24 protein-coding genes are annotated in these 22,560 nt (G+C 41.5%); 7 read left to right on the top strand and 17 right to left on the bottom strand.

Annotated elements, in window-relative coordinates; translation table 11 throughout:
- Window positions 1–14 precede the first annotated feature (14 nt).
- Entirely contained in the window at window positions 15–1,430 is a 1,416-nt protein-coding gene (gene treP, locus RH061_RS07015; protein WP_311074926.1) for a PTS system trehalose-specific EIIBC component, read from the bottom strand.
- Between the two features lie 283 nt (window positions 1,431–1,713).
- On the opposite strand from treP, the gene RH061_RS07010 reads away from it, so the two are divergent.
- Complete coding sequence (locus RH061_RS07010; protein ID WP_311074924.1) at window positions 1,714–2,154, top strand: YkvA family protein; 441 nt, start codon at window positions 1,714–1,716, stop codon at window positions 2,152–2,154.
- 203 nt (window positions 2,155–2,357) lie between these two features.
- Window positions 2,358–2,594 carry a hypothetical protein gene (locus RH061_RS07005; RefSeq protein WP_311074922.1) on the top strand — a complete coding sequence of 79 codons (237 nt, stop codon included), beginning with the start codon at window positions 2,358–2,360 and terminating at the stop codon, window positions 2,592–2,594.
- Window positions 2,595–2,667: 73 nt separating this feature from the next.
- On the opposite strand, the gene ltrA is transcribed toward RH061_RS07005, so the two are convergent.
- The 12 genes from ltrA to RH061_RS06945 all read right to left on the bottom strand — a co-directional run bounded on the left by ltrA (window position 2,668) and on the right by RH061_RS06945 (window position 13,476).
- The gene (gene ltrA, locus RH061_RS07000) at window positions 2,668–3,927 is read right to left on the bottom strand and encodes a group II intron reverse transcriptase/maturase (protein WP_311070432.1); all 1,260 of its coding nucleotides are present in this window, start codon (window positions 3,925–3,927) and stop codon (window positions 2,668–2,670) included.
- A gap of 595 nt (window positions 3,928–4,522) precedes the next feature.
- Window positions 4,523–5,392, bottom strand: coding sequence for a carbohydrate ABC transporter permease (locus RH061_RS06995; protein WP_311074919.1), 870 nt, complete (start codon window positions 5,390–5,392; stop codon window positions 4,523–4,525).
- The gene (locus RH061_RS06990; protein ID WP_311074917.1) at window positions 5,389–6,381 is read right to left on the bottom strand and encodes a carbohydrate ABC transporter permease; all 993 of its coding nucleotides are present in this window, start codon (window positions 6,379–6,381) and stop codon (window positions 5,389–5,391) included. Before RH061_RS06990 ends, RH061_RS06995 begins: the two co-directional genes overlap by 4 nt.
- 145 nt (window positions 6,382–6,526) lie before the next feature.
- Window positions 6,527–7,819, bottom strand: coding sequence for an ABC transporter substrate-binding protein (locus RH061_RS06985; protein ID WP_311074915.1), 1,293 nt, complete (start codon window positions 7,817–7,819; stop codon window positions 6,527–6,529).
- Window positions 7,820–7,949: 130 nt separating this feature from the next.
- On the bottom strand, window positions 7,950–8,564 hold the full coding sequence (locus RH061_RS06980) for a hypothetical protein (RefSeq protein WP_311074914.1): 615 nt from the start codon (window positions 8,562–8,564) through the stop codon (window positions 7,950–7,952).
- On the bottom strand, window positions 8,548–9,075 hold the full coding sequence (locus RH061_RS06975; protein ID WP_311074912.1) for an RNA polymerase sigma factor: 528 nt from the start codon (window positions 9,073–9,075) through the stop codon (window positions 8,548–8,550). Before RH061_RS06975 ends, RH061_RS06980 begins: the two co-directional genes overlap by 17 nt.
- A gap of 257 nt (window positions 9,076–9,332) precedes the next feature.
- On the bottom strand, window positions 9,333–9,461 hold the full coding sequence (locus tag RH061_RS06970) for a YjcZ family sporulation protein (RefSeq protein ID WP_311074910.1): 129 nt from the start codon (window positions 9,459–9,461) through the stop codon (window positions 9,333–9,335).
- A gap of 36 nt (window positions 9,462–9,497) precedes the next feature.
- The gene (locus RH061_RS06965; protein WP_079508178.1) at window positions 9,498–9,596 is read right to left on the bottom strand and encodes a YjcZ family sporulation protein; all 99 of its coding nucleotides are present in this window, start codon (window positions 9,594–9,596) and stop codon (window positions 9,498–9,500) included.
- 151 nt (window positions 9,597–9,747) lie between these two features.
- Window positions 9,748–10,110, bottom strand: coding sequence for a hypothetical protein (locus RH061_RS06960; protein ID WP_311074907.1), 363 nt, complete (start codon window positions 10,108–10,110; stop codon window positions 9,748–9,750).
- Between the two features lie 465 nt (window positions 10,111–10,575).
- Window positions 10,576–10,875 carry a metal-sulfur cluster assembly factor gene (locus tag RH061_RS06955; RefSeq protein ID WP_311074905.1) on the bottom strand — a complete coding sequence of 100 codons (300 nt, stop codon included), beginning with the start codon at window positions 10,873–10,875 and terminating at the stop codon, window positions 10,576–10,578.
- A gap of 198 nt (window positions 10,876–11,073) precedes the next feature.
- The gene (locus RH061_RS06950; protein ID WP_311074903.1) at window positions 11,074–12,546 is read right to left on the bottom strand and encodes a UDP-N-acetylmuramoyl-L-alanyl-D-glutamate--2,6-diaminopimelate ligase; all 1,473 of its coding nucleotides are present in this window, start codon (window positions 12,544–12,546) and stop codon (window positions 11,074–11,076) included.
- Window positions 12,547–12,747: 201 nt separating this feature from the next.
- Window positions 12,748–13,476 carry a protein-glutamine gamma-glutamyltransferase gene (locus RH061_RS06945; RefSeq protein WP_311074901.1) on the bottom strand — a complete coding sequence of 243 codons (729 nt, stop codon included), beginning with the start codon at window positions 13,474–13,476 and terminating at the stop codon, window positions 12,748–12,750.
- Window positions 13,477–13,667: 191 nt separating this feature from the next.
- On the opposite strand from RH061_RS06945, the gene RH061_RS06940 reads away from it, so the two are divergent.
- From RH061_RS06940 to RH061_RS06925, 4 genes are all read left to right on the top strand, one after another.
- Window positions 13,668–13,796 (top strand): 3-methyladenine DNA glycosylase, encoded by a 129-nt coding sequence (locus RH061_RS06940; RefSeq protein ID WP_311074899.1) that lies wholly within the window; start codon window positions 13,668–13,670, stop codon window positions 13,794–13,796.
- Between the two features lie 38 nt (window positions 13,797–13,834).
- Window positions 13,835–14,074: a hypothetical protein gene (locus RH061_RS06935; protein ID WP_311074897.1), complete on the top strand. Its 240-nt coding sequence runs from the start codon at window positions 13,835–13,837 to the stop codon at window positions 14,072–14,074.
- Window positions 14,075–14,164: 90 nt separating this feature from the next.
- Window positions 14,165–14,584, top strand: coding sequence for a pyridoxamine 5'-phosphate oxidase family protein (locus RH061_RS06930; protein ID WP_311074895.1), 420 nt, complete (start codon window positions 14,165–14,167; stop codon window positions 14,582–14,584).
- A 248-nt stretch (window positions 14,585–14,832) separates the two neighbouring features.
- Window positions 14,833–16,062 carry an NAD(P)/FAD-dependent oxidoreductase gene (locus RH061_RS06925; RefSeq protein WP_311074893.1) on the top strand — a complete coding sequence of 410 codons (1,230 nt, stop codon included), beginning with the start codon at window positions 14,833–14,835 and terminating at the stop codon, window positions 16,060–16,062.
- A gap of 52 nt (window positions 16,063–16,114) precedes the next feature.
- Here the strand turns inward: RH061_RS06925 and RH061_RS06920 are convergent, their stop codons facing one another.
- The 4 genes from RH061_RS06920 to RH061_RS06905 all read right to left on the bottom strand — a co-directional run bounded on the left by RH061_RS06920 (window position 16,115) and on the right by RH061_RS06905 (window position 20,173).
- Window positions 16,115–16,681, bottom strand: a complete 567-nt coding sequence (locus RH061_RS06920; RefSeq protein ID WP_311074891.1) for a M15 family metallopeptidase — start codon at window positions 16,679–16,681, stop codon at window positions 16,115–16,117.
- Between the two features lie 136 nt (window positions 16,682–16,817).
- Complete coding sequence (locus RH061_RS06915) at window positions 16,818–17,525, bottom strand: GDSL-type esterase/lipase family protein (protein WP_311074889.1); 708 nt, start codon at window positions 17,523–17,525, stop codon at window positions 16,818–16,820.
- 246 nt (window positions 17,526–17,771) lie between these two features.
- On the bottom strand, window positions 17,772–18,719 hold the full coding sequence (locus RH061_RS06910; protein ID WP_311074887.1) for a YsnF/AvaK domain-containing protein: 948 nt from the start codon (window positions 18,717–18,719) through the stop codon (window positions 17,772–17,774).
- 137 nt (window positions 18,720–18,856) lie between these two features.
- Window positions 18,857–20,173 carry a hemolysin family protein gene (locus RH061_RS06905; protein ID WP_311074886.1) on the bottom strand — a complete coding sequence of 439 codons (1,317 nt, stop codon included), beginning with the start codon at window positions 20,171–20,173 and terminating at the stop codon, window positions 18,857–18,859.
- 590 nt (window positions 20,174–20,763) lie between these two features.
- Here RH061_RS06905 and RH061_RS06900 point away from each other — a divergent pair.
- Window positions 20,764–22,557: a methyl-accepting chemotaxis protein gene (locus tag RH061_RS06900; protein ID WP_311074884.1), complete on the top strand. Its 1,794-nt coding sequence runs from the start codon at window positions 20,764–20,766 to the stop codon at window positions 22,555–22,557.
- Window positions 22,558–22,560: the final 3 nt, after the last annotated feature.

The raw sequence follows: 22,560 nt of genomic DNA, 5'->3' as shown, positions 1-22,560 counted from the left end.
CTCTCTAGTTGCGATTATGCTTCTTTTTTCTTTCTAGTTTTAGCCATAATGAATGTCAGCACGAAAGGTACGACAATCGCGATTCCCATGCCGATGAAGAAAACTCCCCAGAACTCTGTGAAGATGGAAAGAAAAGCTGGCAATCCGCCTACACCGATTGATGGTGCCATGACTCCGCGAAGGGTGATGACGATTCCCGCGATTGCTGAACCGATGATCGCTGCGATAAATGGATATCTGTAGCGAAGGTTCACACCGAACATAGCTGGCTCAGTGATTCCCAGCCAAGCTGAAATTCCCGATGTCATGGACAGACCTTTTAATTTTTCATTGTTCTTCTCAGCAAACATCATGGCAAAAGCTGCTGATCCCTGCGCGATATTGGATAGGGCTACCATCGGCCATAGGAATGTTCCGCCGATTGATCCGATCAGCTGTAAATCCACAGCCAGGAAGGTATGGTGCATACCAGTGATAACTAGTGGGGCATATAAACCACCATAAATAAGGCCGCCGATAGCAGGTACTGCATCGAAAATTCCTACGACGCCGTTTGTGATCAAGTTACCGATTGCAAAAGTGATCGGCCCAATTACGATGAATGATAGGAAACCTGTTACCAATAAAGCAATCGGAGCCACTGTCAACAGTTGGAACGCATCAGGGATACGCTTGCGCAGGAAAATTTCCATCTTCGCAAGAACATAAGATGCTAACAATACTGGTAATACCTGTCCTTGATAGCCTACTTTCTCAATGGTCAATCCAAACAAGTTCCACGCTGGGATCTCCCCTTCTTGCTGTGCCGCCCCGTAACCCCACGCGTTCAGCAGGTCCGGATGCACAAGCATGAGTCCCAATACAATACCAAGAAGCGGACTTCCGCCAAACTTATTGACAGCACTCCAGCCAATCAAGCCTGGCAGGAATACGAATGCTGTATTAGCAATCAAGTTGATGATGCTGGCAAAATCAGCCCAGCCAGTGTAAACATCAATCAGTGCCTTGCCTTCAAAAAAGATATCCTTACCAGTCAGGATATTATTGATCCCCATCAACAGACCAGCAGTGACAATAGCCGGCAGGATTGGGATGAAAATGTCAGCAAGTGTCTTTATTGCCCTTTGAAGAGGGTTCAAGTTTTGAGCTGCAGCATCTTTGATTTCTTCTTTCGAAGCTTCACCAATTCCTGTAATCGCAACCATTTCTGCGTAAACCTTATCAACCAGTCCCTGTCCAATAACTACCTGATACTGGCCGTTTGCGGAAAAAGATCCTTTTACAAGATCACTATTCTCCAGTTTTTCTTTATCCACTTTTCCTTCATCCTTCAAGGCAAAACGCAGCCTTGTAACACAGTGGGTGGCAGCAGCAATGTTTTCTTTGCCCCCGACAGCTTCAATAATCTGTTCAACTGCTTGTCGATCCATAGTTTTCTCCTCCTGTTACCGTTTTCATTTCCTATAAAAATAAGAACTCATCAATCTCCTTGTATATACATGTTGATTACGTTTTCATTTTACTTGTATATACATGATTAGTCAACTTTTTTTAATCTCCCTTTAAATTTCCCAAAACAACTGAATTGAAACGAGGTTTTACTTCTACTAGCTGTCAGGATAAAAATTTACCAATTACTAGAGATGTTTTGAGAAAAGCAGGTAAAGGGTAAAAATAAAAGATAAAGAATATATGCAGGAAGGGGTTCTTGGTATGTTAGGACCAAAGAAGCTTGAAGAAGGCTATAAAAAGTTTGAATCTAAAGCAAAAGAGTATATAAAGAAACCTGAGAAAACCGACATTCTAATGAAGGATGCCAGCAAAAAAGCTGATGATCATAAAGGTTCTCTTGCCGGAATTTGGGACAACCTGCAGCTGCTGTTTGATTTGATAGGAGCCTGGCGTCGAGGAGAATACCGAAAAATACCTACCAGATCTATTGTGACAATCATCGCTTCGATTATTTACTTCGTCTCCCCCATTGATTTAATTCCAGATTTCCTCATCGGGCTTGGAATTGTCGATGACGCCGCTGTAATCGGTTTTGTTCTGAAACAAATCACAACTGACCTTGAAAGGTTCCGTGATTGGAAGGAAAATCATGTAGCGGTCAGTGAAATTATTGAGGAAGCCCCACTTGAAAAAATGCAATAGACATGACCTGATTTAGTCCGTATGTTACGGGCTATTTTCATGGGGAAAATTACTGCTCTGTTTCTAGTTCTAAAGTGGTCTTTTAATGAATAAACATTTTGTCCTATTCTAATTCCATCTCCCCTTCCGTAATTTATTAATAATAGTAAATTTTTTACAAAGATTGCTATTGTACAATTCTATAAAAATAAGGGGGATGCACCATGCAAAAACTTTTCATGTTAACTTTCGTATTTTTGCTCATTTTTTCAGGTTCTGTCATTGCCTCTTCTTCACAAAACCAAAATAGGAGCACCAGTCCTGTCCAGGATTACCAGCCTGCTACAGAAGTCAGTCAAGCTGGTTACACATGCTGGCAATGCACTAGGTACGTCTATCATAATGGATATAGAACATGCGTATCGGGCGTTTGGCTGACAACCTGCCCAGTCATGAATTAATCGAGTAGGAGGGGGTGACTAACCCCCGACCTCTCACACCACCGTACGTACCGTTCGGTATACGGCGGTTCAATTAAGTGTGACGTAGAAATTCATATCTTTGATATAGACTTTTGAGCCCTCGATGACTCCAATAAGAGTTATCGAGGGTTTTGTGTAAGATTGGACTTGAGGCAATTCTCCAAAATTTCTTTCTGGAATTTCCCCATTCGTATGCCTTTTGGTCTGGAACGCCAAGACTTTTGAGTTTTCTTACTCTTGTCTTCGGGTTCTTCCATTGTTTCCATTCAATCATACGGAGTCTTCTTCTAATCCACTCATCAAATTCTTTGAATTTACTTGGTGTATCAGCTAATGCAAAATATCCACACCATCCCGTTAGAAATTGATTCAATTTCTCAATTCTAACTTCCATGGGGATTGGTTTAGAACGGGATGTTAACTTTCGTATTTTAGCTTTTAGCCTTTTAACACTTTCGTTGGCTATTCGAACCTTCGGTTTCTTATTAACCGTAAAGCTAAAGCCAAGGAATTTTCGTTTCCACGGGCGGTCAACCGCTGATTTCCCTCTGTTTACTTTGAGCTTTAATTTCTGCTCAATGAAGCATGTAATGGAGTTCATTACTCGTTCTCCAGCTTTCTTCGATTTCATGTAAATATTACAATCATCGGCGTATCGGACAAACTTGTGACCTCTCCTTTCTAGTTCTTTATCAAGCTTATCCAAAAGTATATTCGAAAGAAGAGGGCTCAGGGGACCTCCTTGTGGTGTTCCTTCTTCTGCATCGTAGACTACACCATTTATCATGATTCCTGCTTGGAGATATTTTCGAATTAGCTTCAAGACCAATCGGTCTTGGATTCTGCTTGCCAATATCCCCATCAGCTTGTCATGATTCACTTTGTCAAAGAACTTCTCCAAGTCCATGTCAATCACCCATCTGTAACCTTCACTTATATATCCCCTTGCTTTACGTACAGCGTCATGGCCTCTTCGGCTTGGCCTAAACCCATAACTATGTTCCGAGAAGGTTGGGTCAAAAAGCGGAGTTAAAACTTGGGCGATTGCCTGTTGGATGAAACGATCTATCACGGTAGGTATTCCAAGTAACCTTACTCCACCGTTCGGTTTCGGGATTTCGACTCGACGTACTGGGTTAGGTTGATAGGTACCTTTCCTTAAAGAATCACAAAGGGTGTCCCAGTTCTCATAGAGATGTCTTCGTAGGGATTTTACGGACATTCCATCTATGCCGTGACTCCCTTTGTTCTTCTCCACACGTTTAAGTGCTTCTATTAAGTTTTCCCGTGATAGAATCAGATTCATTAACATGTGATATTTCCTTTCGACGTGAACGTAGAAATCTAATTATGTTATTCCTGCTCCACCCTCATGAAGTCCCCTGTGGATTCACCACTTCCTCCTTCAAGTAAGTCCTTTCGGATTGTCTGCTTCTACACAGGAATTGTATGCCTAGTTCTCGTTCTTCCTAATTGTTCAGTCCTTCCCTTACCGTCTCGAGCCGGTAAAGTACTATGACCTCTGCTGACTTCTGATTGTTCAGCTATCTATTGCTAGATAGGTTACCAAGTGTACTTGGCTTTCCAATCAGACCTCCCCGGGTAAGAGTACAGTCTTTCCCTCCATCTATCTGCTTCATTTACTCTGTACCACCTTCGGCAGTAAGGACTTTGTTTTGTTCTGCAAACTCATCCAATGGTACCTAGCCTTATATGAAGTTCGTGTTCCTCAGACCGGAGGTTTGCCGCTCGCTTCCTTCAGATTCCGCGTCACCGCGGACACCCTTGCGTTAAGCTAACCACTACTACTGCCTTCATGGCTCGGGACTTACACCCTATAGACTGCACCCATGCCGGGCGCACAGAATGAAAAGAGGATGCTGGTCTCAGCATCCTCTTTTTGCTCATTATCCTTTGGTACCTGAAGAAAGATTTGAGCCTTCAATGAAGTATCTCTGGAAAAAGAAAAACAACAAGATGACTGGCAATAATACAGTCACCGACATTGCCATCAAGTAATGCCACTGGGTCTGCACAGTTCCCTTGCAGGTCTGCAGCCCAATCTGTAAGGTATATTTACTTTCATCATTGATGTAAAGCAATGGACCTAAAAGATCATTCCAGGCACCGTTGAATGAAAAGATTGCAACTGTAATTAATGCTGGCTTTGTCAGCGGAATCATGATATTCCACCAGATTTGCAGGTGGCCTGCCCCATCCAGCACAGCTGCTTCGATTAGTTCATTCGGGATCCCCATCATGAACTGGCGCAGTAAAAAGATAAAAAATGCGCTGCCCAGGAAGGCCGGTACCAGCAATGGCAGATAAGTATCAATCCAGCCAAGTTTTGAAAAGAGAATATACTGCGGCACCATTGTCACAAATCCTGGAATCAGCATGGTGGATAAAACAAGGACAAAGATCGTATTTCTGCCTTTGAATTTAATCTTCGCAAAAGCATATGCTACCAGCGAATTGACAAGTACACTGCCAATCGTGCCGACTACTGCCAGGAAAAGCGTATTCAATGCCCAGCGAGTGAAAGGGGCAGTCTGCCAGGCTTCTATATAATTGCTGAAGTTGAATTCTTTAGGTATAAAAGTCGGCGGATACTGTGCGATCTCAGCTGGGGACTTAAGTGATGTTGATATCATCCACCATAATGGCAGAAGGATCAAAGTACTGCCGGCAATAAGAAGCAGCGTCACAATCGTGAGCCGTACATTCTCCTTGAATTTCTTCGTCTCGTGAAATTTCGGTGCAGTTGTGGACCTCATTTGCCGTCCCCCCCTTCGTAATGTACCCAGCGTTTGCCAAGCTTCATATTCACAGCTGTCAGAACCATGACAATTATGAACAATAGCCACGCCATGGCGGAAGCGTAACCCATGTCGAAAACTTCAAAAGCATTATTCCACATATGAAGGTTGTAGAATAATAGTGAATTTCCAGGACCACCACTTCCATTTTCAGTCATGACATATGCCTCCTGGAATATCTGGAATGCGCCGATCGTACTTGTGATTACATCAAAAAAGATGATCGGTGATATCATGGGAAGGGTTATATAATAAAACTTTTGCCAAGGGGATGCGCCTTCAATATCGGCAGCTTCATACATTTGCGGCGAAACCCCTTGCATGATTGCCAGGTATAAAAGCATTCCACCTCCTACACTCCACATTTTCATCATAAGCAATGCCGGTTTTGTCCATTCAGGATCAAACAGCCAGGCCGGGCCTTCAATTCCGAACCATCCAAGCATCGTGTTTACCAGTCCTGTTGATGGACTTAACAGCTGCATCCAGAGAAAATATACGGCAACACCCGATAAGACCGCAGGCAAATAATAGATTGTCCTGAAAAACTTCATTCCTTTGATCTTCTGGTTCAACAGGACAGCCAGCACAATCGCTCCCGCAGTCGTCAATGGAACCGAGAAAATAACATAATAAACAGTATTAAAAAGAGAAGTGCGGAATAAATCGTCCATCGTAAACATGCGTTTGTAGTTATCCAAACCAATGAAATTCATTTTTGAAGTAATATTGTAATCTGTGAAACTTGCGGCCAGACTGAATAATAATGGACCTAAAGTCAAACCCAGAAACCCAATAAGCCAAGGAGAAATGAATAAATAACCTGCCAGATTATCTTTTGCTTTCCTGCTGAGGCCCTTCGTTCGGGCTGTTTCAATGGTTTTACTTCCTCTTATTACTTTAGACCCAGTTTCTGTGTGCACTAATGTACTCTCTGATGACTTCATACGATCCTAACCCCCCTGTTGCATTTAATAGTCCTTTAAATTGACTATTTTGAAAATACTTGTTGCTAAGTCACCTTTCCCTCACATATTTAGGAAATTTTTAAAAAGAGAGAAGGGCGGAATGCGCCTTCTCTAAATCTGTTCCTTACTTCTTCATTTTTTCGATATCTTCTTCCGCTTGCTTCAATGCTTTTTCTGGTGTTGTTTTGCCCAATAGTGCATTGTCAATATGCGGGTTCAGCCTGCTATGATAATCAGGGTACTCTACTGGTACCGGGAACATTTTGGTTTGCTCCAGATTTTTAACTGAGGCTTCATAAACCATTTTGTCAGGACCTTGAAGCTCATTTAAAGCAGCCTCTGCTGCTTCGATGTTGGCAACATTGTCGTAGTTTTTAACGGACCAATGTTTCTGTGCTTCAACATCTGTCAAGTACTTAATAAAGTCCATTGCTTCTTCTGGGTGTTTGGCTCCTTTCGGGATTTCGACAACAAACCCGCCGCCTTCAGCCCAGTTGCCTGAACCTTCCTCATATGCAGGGATTGGTGCTACACCAAATTCAACATCCTGTCCATAATCTCTTAATTGTGTGTAGAATGTTCCTACATCCACCCACATGGCAACTTTGCCAGCGATAAATGGATTTGCCTGTTCACTTCCGAACTCTGCCTGGAAAGCTTGGACAGTCTTTTCTCCAAGACGTTTTTTCCAATCAATGATCCAATTCATGGCTTCAACTTTTTTCGGTGTGTTGATTGACAGCTCTCCATCCTCAATAAACCCATTCCCGTCATCAGCGTTCGTCATCCAGCTTGATGCGCCAACGCTGCCCCATAATGGGTAGAAGCCGACTCGTTCGTATTTGTCACCATTCTTGATATCCAATTTCTTTGCGTACTCCTCGAGCTCTGCCCAGGTTGCAGGCGGCTTTTCAGGATCCAGTCCCGCTTCCTTGAATGCTGTTTTATTGTAGAAAAGAAGGCGTGTATCTGTATTGAATGGAACAGCATATGATTTTCCGTCATATTCGACTGTTTCCCATAAGTGCGGGTAAAACTTTTGCTTGAATGAATCATCTATATATTGGCTTAGGTCCTCGACTTGCTTATTTTCTGCACGCTGGGCAACCGTGTTGATGTCATTGACGATAACATCTGCTGGATTGCCGGCAGCGACTGAAGCAAGATTTTTGGTCCAAATATCACCCCATGGCAGGAATGTGTGTTTCACAAAAACTTTATCCTGGGAATTGTTATAATCATCGATGATTTTTTCAATGATCGGTCGACGGGTTTCTGAACCCCAGAATGTCCAGAAATCCACAATTACTTTCCCGTCTTTCGTTTTTTCGGCTTCAGCTTTCTGCTCCCCAGAACAGCCAGCCAGCAAACCAATTAGCATAAATACTGCAAGAATAACTGCTAGACCCCTCTTCATAACTCTTCCTCCTGTATATCCAAGTTGATTAATAAGTACAACCCTTTTCTTACCACGCTTGGCTGAAACATAAACATGTTATGTAAGTTTTTTTGAAAAACAGGAGTAAAGTTGCATAAAAAAAACAGATTCAGAACTGAACCTGTTTTTCCATATCATCAATCATGGCGATCACTTTGTCTGACTGACTATCCTCTACTTTATATACCTTATTTTCTTTCATTCTTTTGATATAGACATGATCTTTACTGATCCATACCTTGCATTTATCCGGTTTTTTCCCCTCATAGATTAACAGCAAATCATAGGCCTCCTCCATTTCAGGGGGGTTTTTCACAGGGGTTCTCCCATTCACCGTGGTGTTCATGATCTCCAGCCACCCTGGTTCGTCAATGATGGAAATTCCTTTTCTCGTCAGGTTCGAGTGAAGATTAAAATGGTCAGCAGAATCAGATTTAGTAAGATAAGTAATGACAACCTCGCTCTCTGCAGCGATTTCTGCAGAGTGGAGAGCAGCCAGCCCATTCCGGGCAGGAGCTTGAATTTCCGTTAGGAGGTAAACCCCGCACACCAATATCATCACAACCGTCAAGAGACTGCCTGTCCAATTTGCTAAGCATTGATTAGGCATCTGTTTCCTTCCGGATTGGAGAATTGTATTATAGGTTTTTCGTTTTTGAATCTCCGACCTTGGAATTTGGTTGAGGCTCCTGAAGGCGTCTTCCAGTTCAAATGATTTCTTCAATTATTTCCCCTCTTCTCTTTAACTCTTTTTTTAAGGCTGCCATTGCCCGGGAAGTCGTGATCTTCACTTTGCTTTCGCTCCAGCCAAGGATCAAAGCGGTTTCCCTAATCGAAAACTCTTTGATTTTCCTTAAAATCAATACTTCCTGGTAGCTTAGCTTCAGAGCTTTGATTCCTTTATAAAGGTGTGAAGTCTTCTCCCCTTTTACAATAATTTCGACCGGAGAAGGCTGACATGATTGAATGACATACTTATCCAATGAAAAGAAACGCAGTCTCCTTCGTCTTCTTAGATGGTCAATAGCAACATTTCGGGCGATTTTAACAAGCCATGTGAATATTTGTGAATCACCGTTAAACTGGTGAATATGCTTGTACACCCTTAAAAATGTTTCCTGGGTTAGATCCTCTGCGACTTCTTTCTTTCCGGTCAATAACAGGAGATAGCCATAGACCTTGTCACTGTACTCCACATATACCTCATGGAAATGTTTGCTGTAATGATCGCTCAAAATTCTCCCCCCTTTTACAGACAGTTAGACGAACAAGAATAAAAAAAGAATCACTGTTTTTGGAATATTTTAAATTTATTTAAAAATAGCAAAAATTACTAACTTTTTCATCGGCCTAATTGACTAAGGAGTAAGGCGCCGTATATAGTCGGCTGATTTTCAGGATGGATTTGAGACTTTATTATTGCTGCAAAAAAAAGAGGCTGTCAAAAGGTCACAAACGATGACCTTTTAAGACAGCCTCTTTCAATGGTTTCTTAGCGATAACATGAGCAGCCAACGATGATCAAGAGGATAAATAGCACAACGATTAAAACAAAACCGCTGCCATATCCAGCTCCTCCTACACTGTAACCGCCATATCCACAGCCGCTGTATCCGTACATGATAAAACCTCCTAATGAAGTTTACTTATTCGCAGTTTAGTAACCGAAACCCCAAGAAGCTCCGATTATGATCAAAAGAATGAACAATACTACAAGCAGTGCGAAACCGCCACCATAGCCGCATCCATCAGACATCGTAACAACCTCCTTTTTTTATGTCCCTATATCCTATTCAGGTCGGGACATTTGTGCAATTAAACACCAGAAAAAATACTAGCCCAATTAATTATGGAAGAAGGACAAGAAAAAAGAGGACCTTGATTGGTCCTCTCCTTCGCAATAGTGCCTATCCAATTTTCACTTGATCCTCTTGGGTCTCATTTAGAAATTCATATGTAATCAAAGGTTTGACCGGTATTTCCAGCCATCTAGTTACACCATTATTAGTCACTTTTTCTTTGTATACAGGCTTGCAGTCTTCAAGAAGGCACAGCTTCAATGTTTCAAACCCGTTTAATTCCTGAACTGCTTCCTCGATCTCTTTTGTCTCTTCCGCAGTCGCAAGGACTTTTTCTTTTTTCGGCTCCAGCAGGACCACAATCAATTCCTTCCGCATCTGCTTTTCCAGTTCCATTCTTGCGAAAGCCAATTTTTTCAAGTTCCTGTTCAATTGCCACATGCTGATACCAGCTATTTTTTTATAAATCATTCTTATTGCCTCCAGTATTCCCCCAACTCTTATTCTAAAAGACAATTCGAATGAATGTAAGATTATATTAGGGTATGGAAAAAATTCCAAAGGATGTTTTTGGTATCTTTTGAGGTTCGGGCCTGGTGGGACTTCTGACAAAATCAACAGGTTGAAACGGATTTTTTTCCGAACCTGGTACGACTTCAGACAAATTCAGCAGGTTGAAACGGATTTTTTTCCGAACCTGGTACGACTTCAGACAAATTCAGCAGGTTGGACAAATTTATCAGTAAAGACAGTTTTTTTGTCCGAACCTGCCATGACTTCTAACAAAATCATCAAAATGTATCGGTGTATTGACCGAACCCGTTAAGAGTTCTGTCAAATCGCCGTTTCACTCTTCATTTGAATTTTTCGCTACCCTTAAATCCCCCATACATAAAAAAAGATTGCGATCCACCGCAATCTTTCCAGAGTGAGTATTTAGAGATCCAGTAAATATTTTGCGTATTGGGACATACGGTCTTTTGTCCATTTAGGAGCTGAGACCATTTTAATATCAATATGGTCTAGGTTCCCTATATGTCCAGCCAGGTGTTCTCGTGCTGAGAGAGCGATATATTCAGCAAGCATGCAGTCTTCATTCCTTGTGGTCATAACGATTTCGACATCTTTATCGTCCTTGACACAGACTTCATAGACGAGGCCAAGGTTCACAATATCGACTCCAAGCATTGGTTCTTCTACCTCTGCAAGCATTTTATAAATTTCTTTTTTATCCACATTGAGTACCTCCTCCCATTATAGTCAGGTCAAGTTGCTTTGCTTACTTTTATCATAAATGATGGCGGGAAAATAATGGAGTGACACACTTCACCTTTCATATTATTGTCAATTTTTGAAGGAAAATTTGTGTCAGTTTACTCGAATGGGATTACATTCTAAAAAAACAGGCTGATTCTTCATCAGCCTGCCCTTAATTCAACCAATTATCTTTTCCTTGTTCTGCATCTTTTTTAAATATAAGAGCGTTTCTTTATCTGTAGTCGTTGGAAGTTCGTACATGGACTGATACTCCTCTGGTCCTTTTCCAGTGATGAGAATCCACTCCCCGCTCTGGGCGTTTTCCCATGCATTCTGGATTGCTAGGGTCCGGTCTGTAATGACTTTCCCTTTATTTTTGCCAAATCGGACATTCAGATCCTGTAATTCTTTGGCCATCTCATCTTCTGATATGCCGTTCAGGTCATCGAAGGTCAAAGTGAACTCATCACTCATTGCGGCCGACGCTTTAACCATATGTTCTCTTTTCGTCTTATCCCGCTCACCACGGAAGCCGAATATATGCTTCACCTTTACAGCCTCATGCTCGTGGGCTGCTTGCAGACAGTATTCAATCGCATCCTTTGTATGTGCATAATCGACGATGAAAGTAGCACCTTCTGGATGGGAAATCATTTCGAACCTTCCCGGTACACCTGGGAAAGTTTTAAGCGCCTCCGTAATCGCATCTGGACTGATACCGATTTTCACAGCTGTCAAAAAGGCCAATGCTGCATTATAGACGTTATGGAGACCTGGTGATGGGAAAGTCAGCGGATATGTGATGCCTCCCATCTTGATGTCAAACCTGGTTTCGCCATTCAATTTGATATCCTCTATCTTCAAGTCATGGCAATCGTCATAGCCAAGAGAATATACCGGGATATCTTTAGCTCTTAAAATACTCGACAGCTTGTCTCCCCATTCTCCCAATCTGCTGACGACTGCTGAACCCTCTTTTTTCATGTAATTGTACATCAATGTTTTTGCTTCGAAATAATCCTCGATGGTCGGATGGTAATCAAGATGATCATGGGATAAGTTCGTGAATAGTCCATAGTCCAGCTCAAGGCCTTCAATCCTGTATTGTTTCAGCGCATGTGACGACACTTCCAGCACTACAAACTCATCTTTGCTTTTGTATATCAATTCCTGGATCTGCAAAGCATCCGGAGTCGTATTCGAGGGCTTGTACACCTCATTATTTATAATATAAGACACTGTGCCCAGCAAAGAGCAGCTTTTTCCTGCACTCTCCAGAATATGTCTTAAAATGTATGAAACAGTAGTTTTCCCGTTTGTACCAGTAACTCCGATTACCGTATGATTTCTCGACGGGTGATCGTAGAATGCACTCGCTGCCCTGCCCAGTGCTTGCCTGCTGTCAAAAACCTGGATATATGGGATCTCCAGTTCGAGCTCATTTTCCCCTATGACGGCTGCAGCCCCATTGTCCATGGCTTGGGTAATAAACTTGTGGCCATCTATCTGGAAACCTTTAATCGCGACAAATAAATCGCCTGGCTTCACTTTACGTGAATCCATCTGAATTCCAGTCAAGACAGGATCTGCATCATTCTTATATTTTTTCACACTGCCGCCGAGTGCTTCAAGCACCTTGGTTAATCTCATTTCCAAAACTCCCTTTTTAACATGCCTAAAGATTCCACATCCGAAATTAGAAATGTATATAATATGTCTCTTTTTATATTCCCCTGTTTTTTAAAACTATGCCTCGTAAATGATACAAGTTTTCCTTTTAAAAAAAATGAGCAAAAGGAAATAGAAAAAAAGACCGGCAATTTAGCCAGCCTTTTACTATTTTCCCGGTATTCACTTGGAGAATTGGGACAAATATTTGAAATTCAGCCTGCTATGCTGTTGAAGCATGAATGCTGAGGTTGTGGAACCTTCTTTTCGAAGTGTATTCAGTGCGTTAATCATTTCTTCTGCTGTCCCAATACCTATGCCATGCCCATAATATAACCCATTCCCAAGGACGACAGCGTTTTCTCCTCTCCAGATGGGCTTGTCAAAATCCGGATTCATGAAATAAATCACATCTCCGGGAATAAACTCACTACCTTCAAGGGTGATAATAGCTAGATCGGAGTCATGGTTCCAATTCCAAACCAGCAACCCCCTGAATAAGTAATTGAAATCCCTCAATCTAATTGAATCAAGAACAGCTTTGTAAAAAATGACAACCATTGCCGTGGAGCATTCAAATGCATACTCTTGCCCATTTTCATATATATCATTGATTGCGTCAGAAGGCTGGACAGTCGGATTCAACAAATAGCCTCTAGGTCCTTTCGTCCAATATCTCGGGTTGAACCTAGAATATTTGAAGGAGGTAAAGGCTGGTGAAGCATCCTTAAGTTTCAATGCTGCATCAATGATATTCTCACGAAGATTTATTTCAAAAAGAAGCTGAAATGTAGTGTCATACTCAAACATCGTGAGGCTATTGTCTAGATGGTCGTATATTTGCTTCTGTTTTCCAGATAGATTCTGCAGCTTCTGGGCGCTTGCACCATCTGGAAACCTGATGATTATCATCACTCTCCCCCTCCATATCCCTTTAGTTACGCATACATTCTAACTATATGAAGGTGATGGGCTTAAAAGACATTGGACAGGATTGTTAAATGCTGAGCGCATCCTTTGAATGCTCATCTGGCATTTATTTTGTTTTACTTTCCTTTAAAAGGGTATTTTCATAATAATCACAAAGACAAGGAGGCTTTACTATGCCGGAAAACACTCATGGTAAGAACGATGGTTCAGTTGAACAAGAGAAGAAACAGGAAAACAACAAGGATATTGAGCCTCAAAGGGATCCAGTGAAACCCCAGGAAGGATCCGCAACTGACAAATAATCATTCTCGCTAGTAAATATAACGGAGAGGTGATCATCGTGGGAAAAGAAAATAAAAAAAACATTCCAGTCGATAATACTCAAAACATGGACAACCCAGAGCAATATGAAACCAGGACGAAAAGTCTTCATGACAAATTCAAAAGTGAATTGACTGTCGATCCAATTCCGATGGAAGACCTGAAGCAGGAACAACATGAAGAAAAGGATGGACATCACTCAAAGGACTCTTCTTCAAGTGAAAAGAAGTATAATGTAGAGATCGACAATGAATTATAATGACATGCTCTGGTAAGTCCAGAGCTTTTTTTGGTTTATAAAGTCTTGCAAGGGAAAATGCTAAATAGGTACAAAAAAGGAGGAATCTAAATGAATGATCAAAATTTGAAGGATAAAATCACTCAGGTTATGGGGGAATCAAAGGTCGGGACGCTGGCAACGGTTGTCGGCAATAAGCCGCACTCCCGCTATATGACCTTTTTTAATGAGGATTTGATCTTGTACACACCGACAAGCAAAGAAACGTATAAAGCGGAAGAGATTGAAAAGAACCCATATGTCCATGTCCTTCTTGGATATGAAGGAGAAGGAATGGGTGATGCCTATATTGAGGTCCAGGGTAGGGCTTCCATTCGCGAAGATCAGTCTCTTAAGGATAAATTCTGGAATAATAAAATGGAAAAACGGATTGAAAGTCCCAATGATCCTGAATACATTATTCTTGAGATAACCCCGGAAACGATTCGGCTTATGAATGATCACGGTGAGCCAGAAACATTGAATTTATAAGCACTTACCAAGGAGATGGATTCCCCATCTCCTCCTCATTGAAGATTTAATTTAACCATTTGTCAAACTTTTGTTGATTTTATATGGCAAATTCGTATTGATATAAAATTACTATTATCGTAATCTATTGGTAGATAATATTTTGTGAATTTATTCACAAATAACTTAATACAACAAAGGAATTTATTTTTTTCGAACTAACATGTGAATAGTTTCACAATTAAACAACCAGAAAGAGGGAAATTTCGATGCAAACTCCGAAAATTGTTATTTTAGGTGCTGGATATGGTGGGCTTATCACTAGCCGACAGTTGGAAAAAACTCTTAAGAACGGCGAAGCTGAAGTAACCTTAATCAATAAACATGATTATCACTATATCTCTACTCAGTTGCATAAGACAGGGGCGGGCACGGCTCCGGATGAAAAAATCACGTTACATATACCTGATCTTCTTAAAACAGGCAAAGTACAATTCAAAAGAGGAACTGTACAAAATGTAAACTTCACTGCAAAGAAAGTACAGCTAGAGTCTGGTGAAGTTATTGATTATGACTACCTGATGATTGGTCTTGGATTTGATGTGAGTACGTTCGGGATTCCTGGCGTGGAAGAAAATGCTTTTAAGATCAAAAGCTTCAGAAGCACAAAAGCAATTCACAATCATATGCTCAGGCAGTTTGCTGCTTTTAAGGAAGACCAGGACCCTTCAAGATTGACTTTTGCCGTTGCTGGGGCCGGTTTTACCGGAATTGAAATGATAGGCGAACTAATCGAAGCAATGCCTAAGCTTTGCCGCAAATATGATATACCTGTGTCAGAGACCCGAATCATCAATATAGAAGCATATGAAACTGTTCTCCCAGGTTTTGATCAGAAGGCCATTGATTTCACTGCAGGCTACTTAAGGAAGAATGGCGTTGAACTGATGACTTCAACGAAGATACTTGAATGCTCTCCAACATCTATAACATTGGACAATGGTGAAGAACTTCCGTCCAGGACATTGATCTGGTCTGGCGGAGTCCGCGGCAATACCCTCCTTGAAGAATTGGCTTTGCCCATTTCCAAGGGCCGCATCGTGATTGACAAGTTTTTACGGGTAAAAGGAATGGACAATGTCTTTTGTATCGGTGATGCAGCATTGTTTTTGAAAAATGACGGAACCCCACTTCCTCCGACCGCACAGGTGGCAATTCAACAGGCAGAGGTGTGCGGACCAAATTTAGTGGCGACCTTAAGAGGGCAACAGCTTAAAGCATTTGAATATCACCATAAAGGTACAGTCGCTTCCATTGGTAACAAAGCGGCCGTTGGCAAGGTCTTCGGTCTGAAAATCAGCGGTTTATTCGCTGCATTGATGAAGCAAGTGATTGAAGCACGTTACCTCTTCGTACTTGGAGGACCAGGACTGGTCATCAAGCAACTATTCAGGGCCGGAAAGCCACAATCAGAGCTGGCTGTCTCCAAACAAAAATGATGAACCTTTACTAAAATATTCTCTAGAAAAAGCATCAATTGATGCTTTTTCTTTAATTTTGCGAGGCTGTCAGTGCGTCATCCGGCGGGCGCTTCCCTCGTTTCAAGTCATTGATACTGAGGCCAAAACGCATTTCCAAGTGTGGATAGTCTTTAAAGCGTTTCCAGTCTCCTCCCCATGTAAATCCAAGCTCCTTGGCAATGTCCACCACTTCCATCCAATCGGACTTTCCATTGCCATTCCCATCATAAGCAGTGTCCCACAGCGCCTTTCCTTGTTCATTCAATAAAGCGAAATCAATTGCCAACCCGAAATTATGGTACGACTCCCCTGCTTTAGCATGAGTGACTATTTGGCCTTCTGTCGATCTTCCCTTATCATATAACTCATTCTGTTCTTCAAAACTCCTGAACCCATCAGTCACCAAGACTCGAATCCCTCTCTCAGCTGCCGTCTTGACCAGAACATCCGTGTTCTTTTCGACCACTGGATGCAAACCCTGAGGCAATGGTACATTTTCATTCAATTCAGGCTTTGTAAGGAATTGATAATATAGGAGAAGCGCAGCAATAATCAGCAGAAACGTGATGAATGCGTTCCCGAATAGTTTCTTTTTCACAATTAAAATTCCTTTCAGCTTTTCTTCCAATCTATTATATTACGAATTTCCTTCAGTATTGGTTTCATGGAAGGTTTTTCAAAATCAATAAAACCTGGCAATCAATCTTGCCAGGCAATTTTTCTTGTTCACGAGTCTATTCGAATGTGTACCTTTCTAAAATGCGTTCAGCAATCAGTTTGTAGCCTTTATCATTTAAATGTAGAGAATCACTGAAGTACTGCCTTTTGTCTGTTCCTTTGAACAGATCATTGGTTGGGATGAAAACGATCTGTTTTTCATTTTCAGCCTCTTTCATGATTTCCTTATTCCAATCATCAATTACCGCTTCAATCGCCATGCTGTCGGGGTAAGGATTGTATAGGCCCAGAAGCAAGATTGGTGCCTCCTCGTTATTATCCCCCAAGATATTGAGGATGGCACTTAGGTTTTTCAAATAAACTGCCTGCCCTTTCTTTATTTTTTCATGCTTCAGATTCTCTAAATTCTCTCCATTGCTATTGATCAAATCATTAGTACCGATAAATAGGATAAAATAATCTGCTTCATCCAGCTTTCCCCTGATACCTACATCCGATAATTGGCTGAGGATTCCAGAAGATTCAAGACCATAAATAGCTTCATTATCAAATTTGTAGTTTTCCTTATTTTTGGTGTTCAAGCTGGTTTGCAGGGTATCGATATAACCGGAACCTTTCTGGTCTCCATATCCATAAGTGAGTGAATCGCCAAATGCCACTACAAGCCTGTCTCCTTTATCTTTTTCAGGATTGAGGATACTGAAAGCAGCCAGCAAGACGAATATTACGATCAAAGATGACATTAGTAATGTATTTTTCTTCATGATGTGCTCCTACTCTTTTTCTTTTCATTTTTTACCCAGCCTGATATGAACACGAAACATGAAGAATTCACCAATAAACTTCCTCTTGCTTATACTTCTCCATCGTGTTATATTTATCAAGCGATGAGCTGAATTGTGTAAGCCGACCGACACTCCTTTATGGAAATGCACGATGTGGCGTGCAGTCAGTCGCCTCAATACGCAGAAAAGACGCCTTCTGGGCGTCTTTTCTTATTATTCAGGATATTATCTTCTATCCTTATAACCGTCACGGTCTAGATCTGAATTGTTCTTAAGTGAGTTGCTATTGCGGTCAAGGCCTGCTTCGTTGACGATACGGTCGTCATCAGCCTCAAGATGGGCTTCCTCATGCTTTACACTTTCGACGACTTGTTCAGTATCTGTCACTTCTCGCTTGCCAATGACAAGCTCTTCAGAAACAACCGGTTTCTTTGTAACCTCTACCTTCTCTTCCATGATAGGCACACGGATGGTTTCATCGTCATCCATCACGGCATCAGTACCTGAAGCAGTCTCATTCACCTCACGTCTTTCCACGTAAACTTCCTCACGTGTGACTGGGATGTTAACCTTCTGCTGTTCTTCGACTACTTCTTTGTGGACTTCCACTTCACCCGCCTGGACTCTTTCTTTAGAAACATCCAATTGTTCTTCCCTTAACTGCAATCTTTGTTCTTCATTGTTGTATCGGTCCGTTTCAAGGTTGTTTCGGGCATAATTGTCTGTTTCGTAATTCCCTTGAACACCAGTTCCTGTTACGGATGTGTCGGTAACATAGCCTGTTTCTTCAACATCTAGTCCGGATGCAGTCGTTTCTGCCAGAAGAATGATGCGTCCATTTCGGACATCCTCTTCATATTCTCTTGCAGCATCATCTGTTAGTCCGACACCCACCAGACGGTCGGTAATTGATGGCTCATTGCCACCTAGATTTCTGTCCGCGTCAAATGCTGTCATCAGGCTTTGCCAGAAACCGCCCTCTTTATGATCGTCAGTATCAGTTCCAATATTTTCAGTCGTTACACCAGTTCTGCTTTGAAGGGCAGAAGTAACATCGTTCGTATCACCGATGATTGAGAAATCCTGAACGGCATAGCCGTTGTTTTTGTATTCTTCAATTGCTTCAATTAGTTCTGTTTGATTATCATATACTCCAACTACTTTTTTAGCCATTTTAAATTCCTCCAATTCAATGTATGATTCATCCGGCTGCACCGGTAGTGTATTCTTACCCGGCATGGACATACACTCAAACTATTTAGGGCTTGCCAAAATTAGCCACAGCTTTTATCAAAAAAAAAAAGCCGGAATCAGTCCGGCTTTTCGTCTTGGTCAATTTTCATAACCTCTAAGTAGGCAATATGGTATTCATCAATTTCGATAATCTTGAAAACATAACCTTCTTCTTCTATTTCATCACCAATTTGGGCATCAATGTTCTTTGTCATGAACCACCCGCCTATAGTATCCACGTCTTCTTCTGATATATGGATTCCCAACAGGTCATTTACTTCATCGATCAGTACCCGGGAACTGAACAGATAATGGTTTTCTTTCACTTTTCTGATTTCAGCGATTTCATCGATATCAAACTCATCACGGATGTCGCCAACAATTTCTTCTATAATATCCTCTACTGTCACCAGACCAGAGGTTCCGCCATACTCATCAATCAAGATAGCCATATGAATGCGTTCCTTTTGCATTTTAACGAGCAAATCATGTATAGGGATTGTTTCAATCACTCGTATGACAGGCTTAATGAATGAAGACAATATCGATTCTACTTGCAGATCCTTTCGCGTCAATTTAGCAGTTAATATTTCCTTTATATTGATCATTCCAACTATATTGTCCTTCTCTCCATCGATCACAGGATAACGCGTATATTTCTCCTTCTGGATCACTTCAATTATCGTTTCAATTTCATCTGATATATCGAATGTGACGATTTCCGTCCGCGGCACCATGATCTCTTTGGCAATTCGCTCATCAAACTCAAATATATTGTTTACATAGTTCAATTCGTTTTGATTGATTTCACCGCTTTCATAACTCTCTGATAAAAGAATCCGGAGCTCCTCTTCAGAATGGGCAATTTCATGCTCGGAAGCGGACTTTAACCCAAACAGTCCTACAAGAAGCCTGGCTGAACCATTCAATAACCAGATAAAAGGATACATAATCTTATAAAACCAGATAATTGGTTTGGAAAAAGCGAGGGTGATGGCTTCAGCTTTTTGGATTGCGACCGTTTTTGGAGCCAGCTCCCCAACTACAACATGCAAAAAAGTGATTGAAACAAAGGCGATTCCAAACGACAATATGCCTGATAAGGAAGCATTCAAATGAAAGTTTTCAAACACAGGATGGAGCATTTCTTCAACCGTTGGCTCCCCCAGCCACCCAAGGCCTAAGGCTGTAATCGTGATTCCCAGCTGACAGGCCGAGAGATATTCATCGAGATGTGTGACTACATGCTTTGCGGATTGTGCTCCCTTCCTCCCTTCAGAAATCAGCTGGTCGATTCTTGAACCCCTGACTTTAACGATGGCAAACTCTGTCGCAACGAAAAACCCTGTCAATGCGATCAATAAGACAACTAGTAGCAAATTAGTAATAATCAATGGGCAAGCCCTACATCCGTAAGGCAGTCACCTCCTAATAACATTTACTGCAATTATAAGTACTTGATCTGTGCAAAAGAATTTAGCTTCAGCACATGATGTTAACCATTTTTTAAATTATACCCTTATACTGAACAGCTAACGCATAATAGATGAAAAACGTGAATCAATTCGTCCTTATTATTGGTCATCACGCAAGAATCTATTAAGAATATAGCTTGTATCATGCATGGATGACGCTTTTTTTATGGAGTACTCCTTTTTATGTCTCCACCGCCTTTATGGATGACGCTTTCTTCATGGAGTACCCCTTTCTGTCCCATCGCCTTCATGGATAGCTCACAGATTAAAAATTATTAATCTTCAGCTTCATACCATTCGGATCCTTTTCTGACGGTTTCAGTAGTTTTTTCGTTTTCTAAAAAGAAACCACTAATTCTAGCTCTTTTTGCTTAACTAATTTTGAAAATTGCCGAAAATAAAAATAATATGAGAACAAAATCCTAGCATTCGCCCCCTTTTTAAAGGTGGATAAAATTTTGTTCATAAAAAATACTGTACGCCTATGAAGATCAGAAGGAGTGGACAAATTGCTTTTCAAAAAGAAAAAAAACATCGGGAATATTGTAGAACCCAAGCAGAAAAAGAGCAGAAAATACCTAAGCAAAAACATGAGCCTCAAAATAAAGATCGTATCTTTAAGCATCATATCGATGCTGGTTCTTGCTTTGGCGACAACTGCTTATGCTCAATACACGATCAGGTCAAGCAATCTAGAATCGATGGAAGCTGAGCTGAATACAATCTCAGCCCTGTTATCCGATCAGATTTCTGCAGGCAAAGCAAAAACAATCATTGCGAATCCTTCAAAAAATAATCCAGGAACCACTTCAATGCAAAAACAAATGGACCAAATACTTAAGGAAAATCCGTTGATACATAATCTGTACTTAATCACGATGGATGGAAATCAATTCATCATCCCAACAATGAGCTCTGCCATGATGACTAAGGATCTCACATACGGGTCGAGTTATTCAGGCGGCAAAGAATTTGATCAAGCCGCACTCGAAGCTTTTAAGGAAAATAAAAGGACAACAACTGACATATATAAATCGCAAAACGGAGAAAAAATGACTGGCTTCGCGCCAATCACCGATATGTCCGGAAAAACGATCGCCCTGTATGGTGTCGAATTTGACGTTTCACAGGTAAATAAAAAGATCAATGCCGAGGTTGGAGGTATTTGGGTTCTTTCTCTCATCATCCTTGGCCTCTCAAGCGCGGCGATGTATTTCCTGGTGTCCAGGCTGATCAAGCCACTTAACAAAATTAAAGTTCTGACAGCAAACATCGCTAAAGGTGACTTGTCGCAAGAGGATATTGTCGTCAAATCAAGGGATGAAGTTGGTGCGCTGGCTGAGAGTATCAATACGATGGCCGCATCACTCAGGACGCTGGTTTCCCAGGTGCAGACAACTTCAAGCGAAGTTTCGAGTGAAACAGTTGGCTTAACCAGGGTAGCCTCGAGTTCGGTTGATGCAATCCGTGAGCTGACCGCTGCCAACCAGCAGGCGGCCGCCAGTACACAAGAGCAGAACGCCAACATTGAAGAAATGCAGGCAACATTGGAAGAAATCAATGCAGGTATCGAAGAAATCAATGCTTCTGCACAACAGGCAAGTTATATCGCAAAAAATTCAACAGTTACATCCAAAGAAGGAACCGTCAGGATTGACGAAATGCTTGCAGGACTTGAAGGCGTTGATGAGAACACAAACAAGCTGGCTGAGATCATTACGATTCTAGAAAAGCAATCAGACAAAATCACGCAATTCGTCAAAATTATCAATACTATTTCTGATCAGACAAACCTGCTGGCATTGAACGCAGCCATTGAAGCTGCCAGGGCAGGAGAACACGGAAAGGGATTTGCTGTAGTCGCAAACGAGGTCCGCAAGCTTGCTGAGGAAAGTGCAAAATCAGCTTCGACCATTATTTCCATCGTTAACGAGAATGTCCAAAACACTCGTACTGCAGTTGATTACATCACAAAAACAAGAGAAGCAGTCCAGTATAATAAAGACCTTTCTATGAAGGCGAAAAATACGCTAAATGAAATTTATGAAACAACCTTGGAGATCGAGGATAATTCCAATAATATCGCGACAGCCATTGAACAGCAGGTCATCGCATTTGAACAAATAACCAACTCACTCGATACAGTCTCTCAGGCGTCCCAGCAGATTGCAGCAGGTACCGGCCAGACAGACCAGTCCACACAGGAACAGCTCAGAATTGCCGAAAATGTAAACGAAAGTGCAAAAATCCTTCAACGCACAGCATCGGAGTTAGAGAAATTGACTGGAAACTTCAAGTTATAGGCC

Origin of the sequence: Mesobacillus jeotgali (assembly GCF_031759225.1) — a bacterium.
GTDB lineage: Bacteria > Bacillota > Bacilli > Bacillales > Cytobacillaceae > Mesobacillus > Mesobacillus jeotgali_B.
The sequence above is the reverse complement of the archived record's forward strand: the minus strand, read 5'-3'. Positions and strand labels throughout refer to the sequence as shown.

Coding starts and splice junctions, on each gene's coding strand:
- treP (WP_311074926.1), bottom strand. CDS start 1,430: ATGGATCGACAAGCAGTTGAACAGATTATTGAAGCTGTCGGGGGCAAA.
- RH061_RS07010 (WP_311074924.1), top strand. CDS start 1,714: ATGTTAGGACCAAAGAAGCTTGAAGAAGGCTATAAAAAGTTTGAATCT.
- RH061_RS07005 (WP_311074922.1), top strand. CDS start 2,358: ATGCAAAAACTTTTCATGTTAACTTTCGTATTTTTGCTCATTTTTTCA.
- ltrA (WP_311070432.1), bottom strand. CDS start 3,927: ATGTTAATGAATCTGATTCTATCACGGGAAAACTTAATAGAAGCACTT.
- RH061_RS06995 (WP_311074919.1), bottom strand. CDS start 5,392: ATGAGGTCCACAACTGCACCGAAATTTCACGAGACGAAGAAATTCAAG.
- RH061_RS06990 (WP_311074917.1), bottom strand. CDS start 6,381: ATGAAGTCATCAGAGAGTACATTAGTGCACACAGAAACTGGGTCTAAA.
- RH061_RS06985 (WP_311074915.1), bottom strand. CDS start 7,819: ATGAAGAGGGGTCTAGCAGTTATTCTTGCAGTATTTATGCTAATTGGT.
- RH061_RS06970 (WP_311074910.1), bottom strand. CDS start 9,461: ATGTACGGATACAGCGGCTGTGGATATGGCGGTTACAGTGTAGGAGGA.
- RH061_RS06965 (WP_079508178.1), bottom strand. CDS start 9,596: ATGTCTGATGGATGCGGCTATGGTGGCGGTTTCGCACTGCTTGTAGTA.
- RH061_RS06960 (WP_311074907.1), bottom strand. CDS start 10,110: ATGATTTATAAAAAAATAGCTGGTATCAGCATGTGGCAATTGAACAGG.
- RH061_RS06950 (WP_311074903.1), bottom strand. CDS start 12,546: ATGAGATTAACCAAGGTGCTTGAAGCACTCGGCGGCAGTGTGAAAAAA.
- RH061_RS06945 (WP_311074901.1), bottom strand. CDS start 13,476: ATGATAATCATCAGGTTTCCAGATGGTGCAAGCGCCCAGAAGCTGCAG.
- RH061_RS06940 (WP_311074899.1), top strand. CDS start 13,668: ATGCCGGAAAACACTCATGGTAAGAACGATGGTTCAGTTGAACAAGAG.
- RH061_RS06930 (WP_311074895.1), top strand. CDS start 14,165: ATGAATGATCAAAATTTGAAGGATAAAATCACTCAGGTTATGGGGGAA.
- RH061_RS06925 (WP_311074893.1), top strand. CDS start 14,833: ATGCAAACTCCGAAAATTGTTATTTTAGGTGCTGGATATGGTGGGCTT.
- RH061_RS06915 (WP_311074889.1), bottom strand. CDS start 17,525: ATGAAGAAAAATACATTACTAATGTCATCTTTGATCGTAATATTCGTC.
- RH061_RS06910 (WP_311074887.1), bottom strand. CDS start 18,719: ATGGCTAAAAAAGTAGTTGGAGTATATGATAATCAAACAGAACTAATT.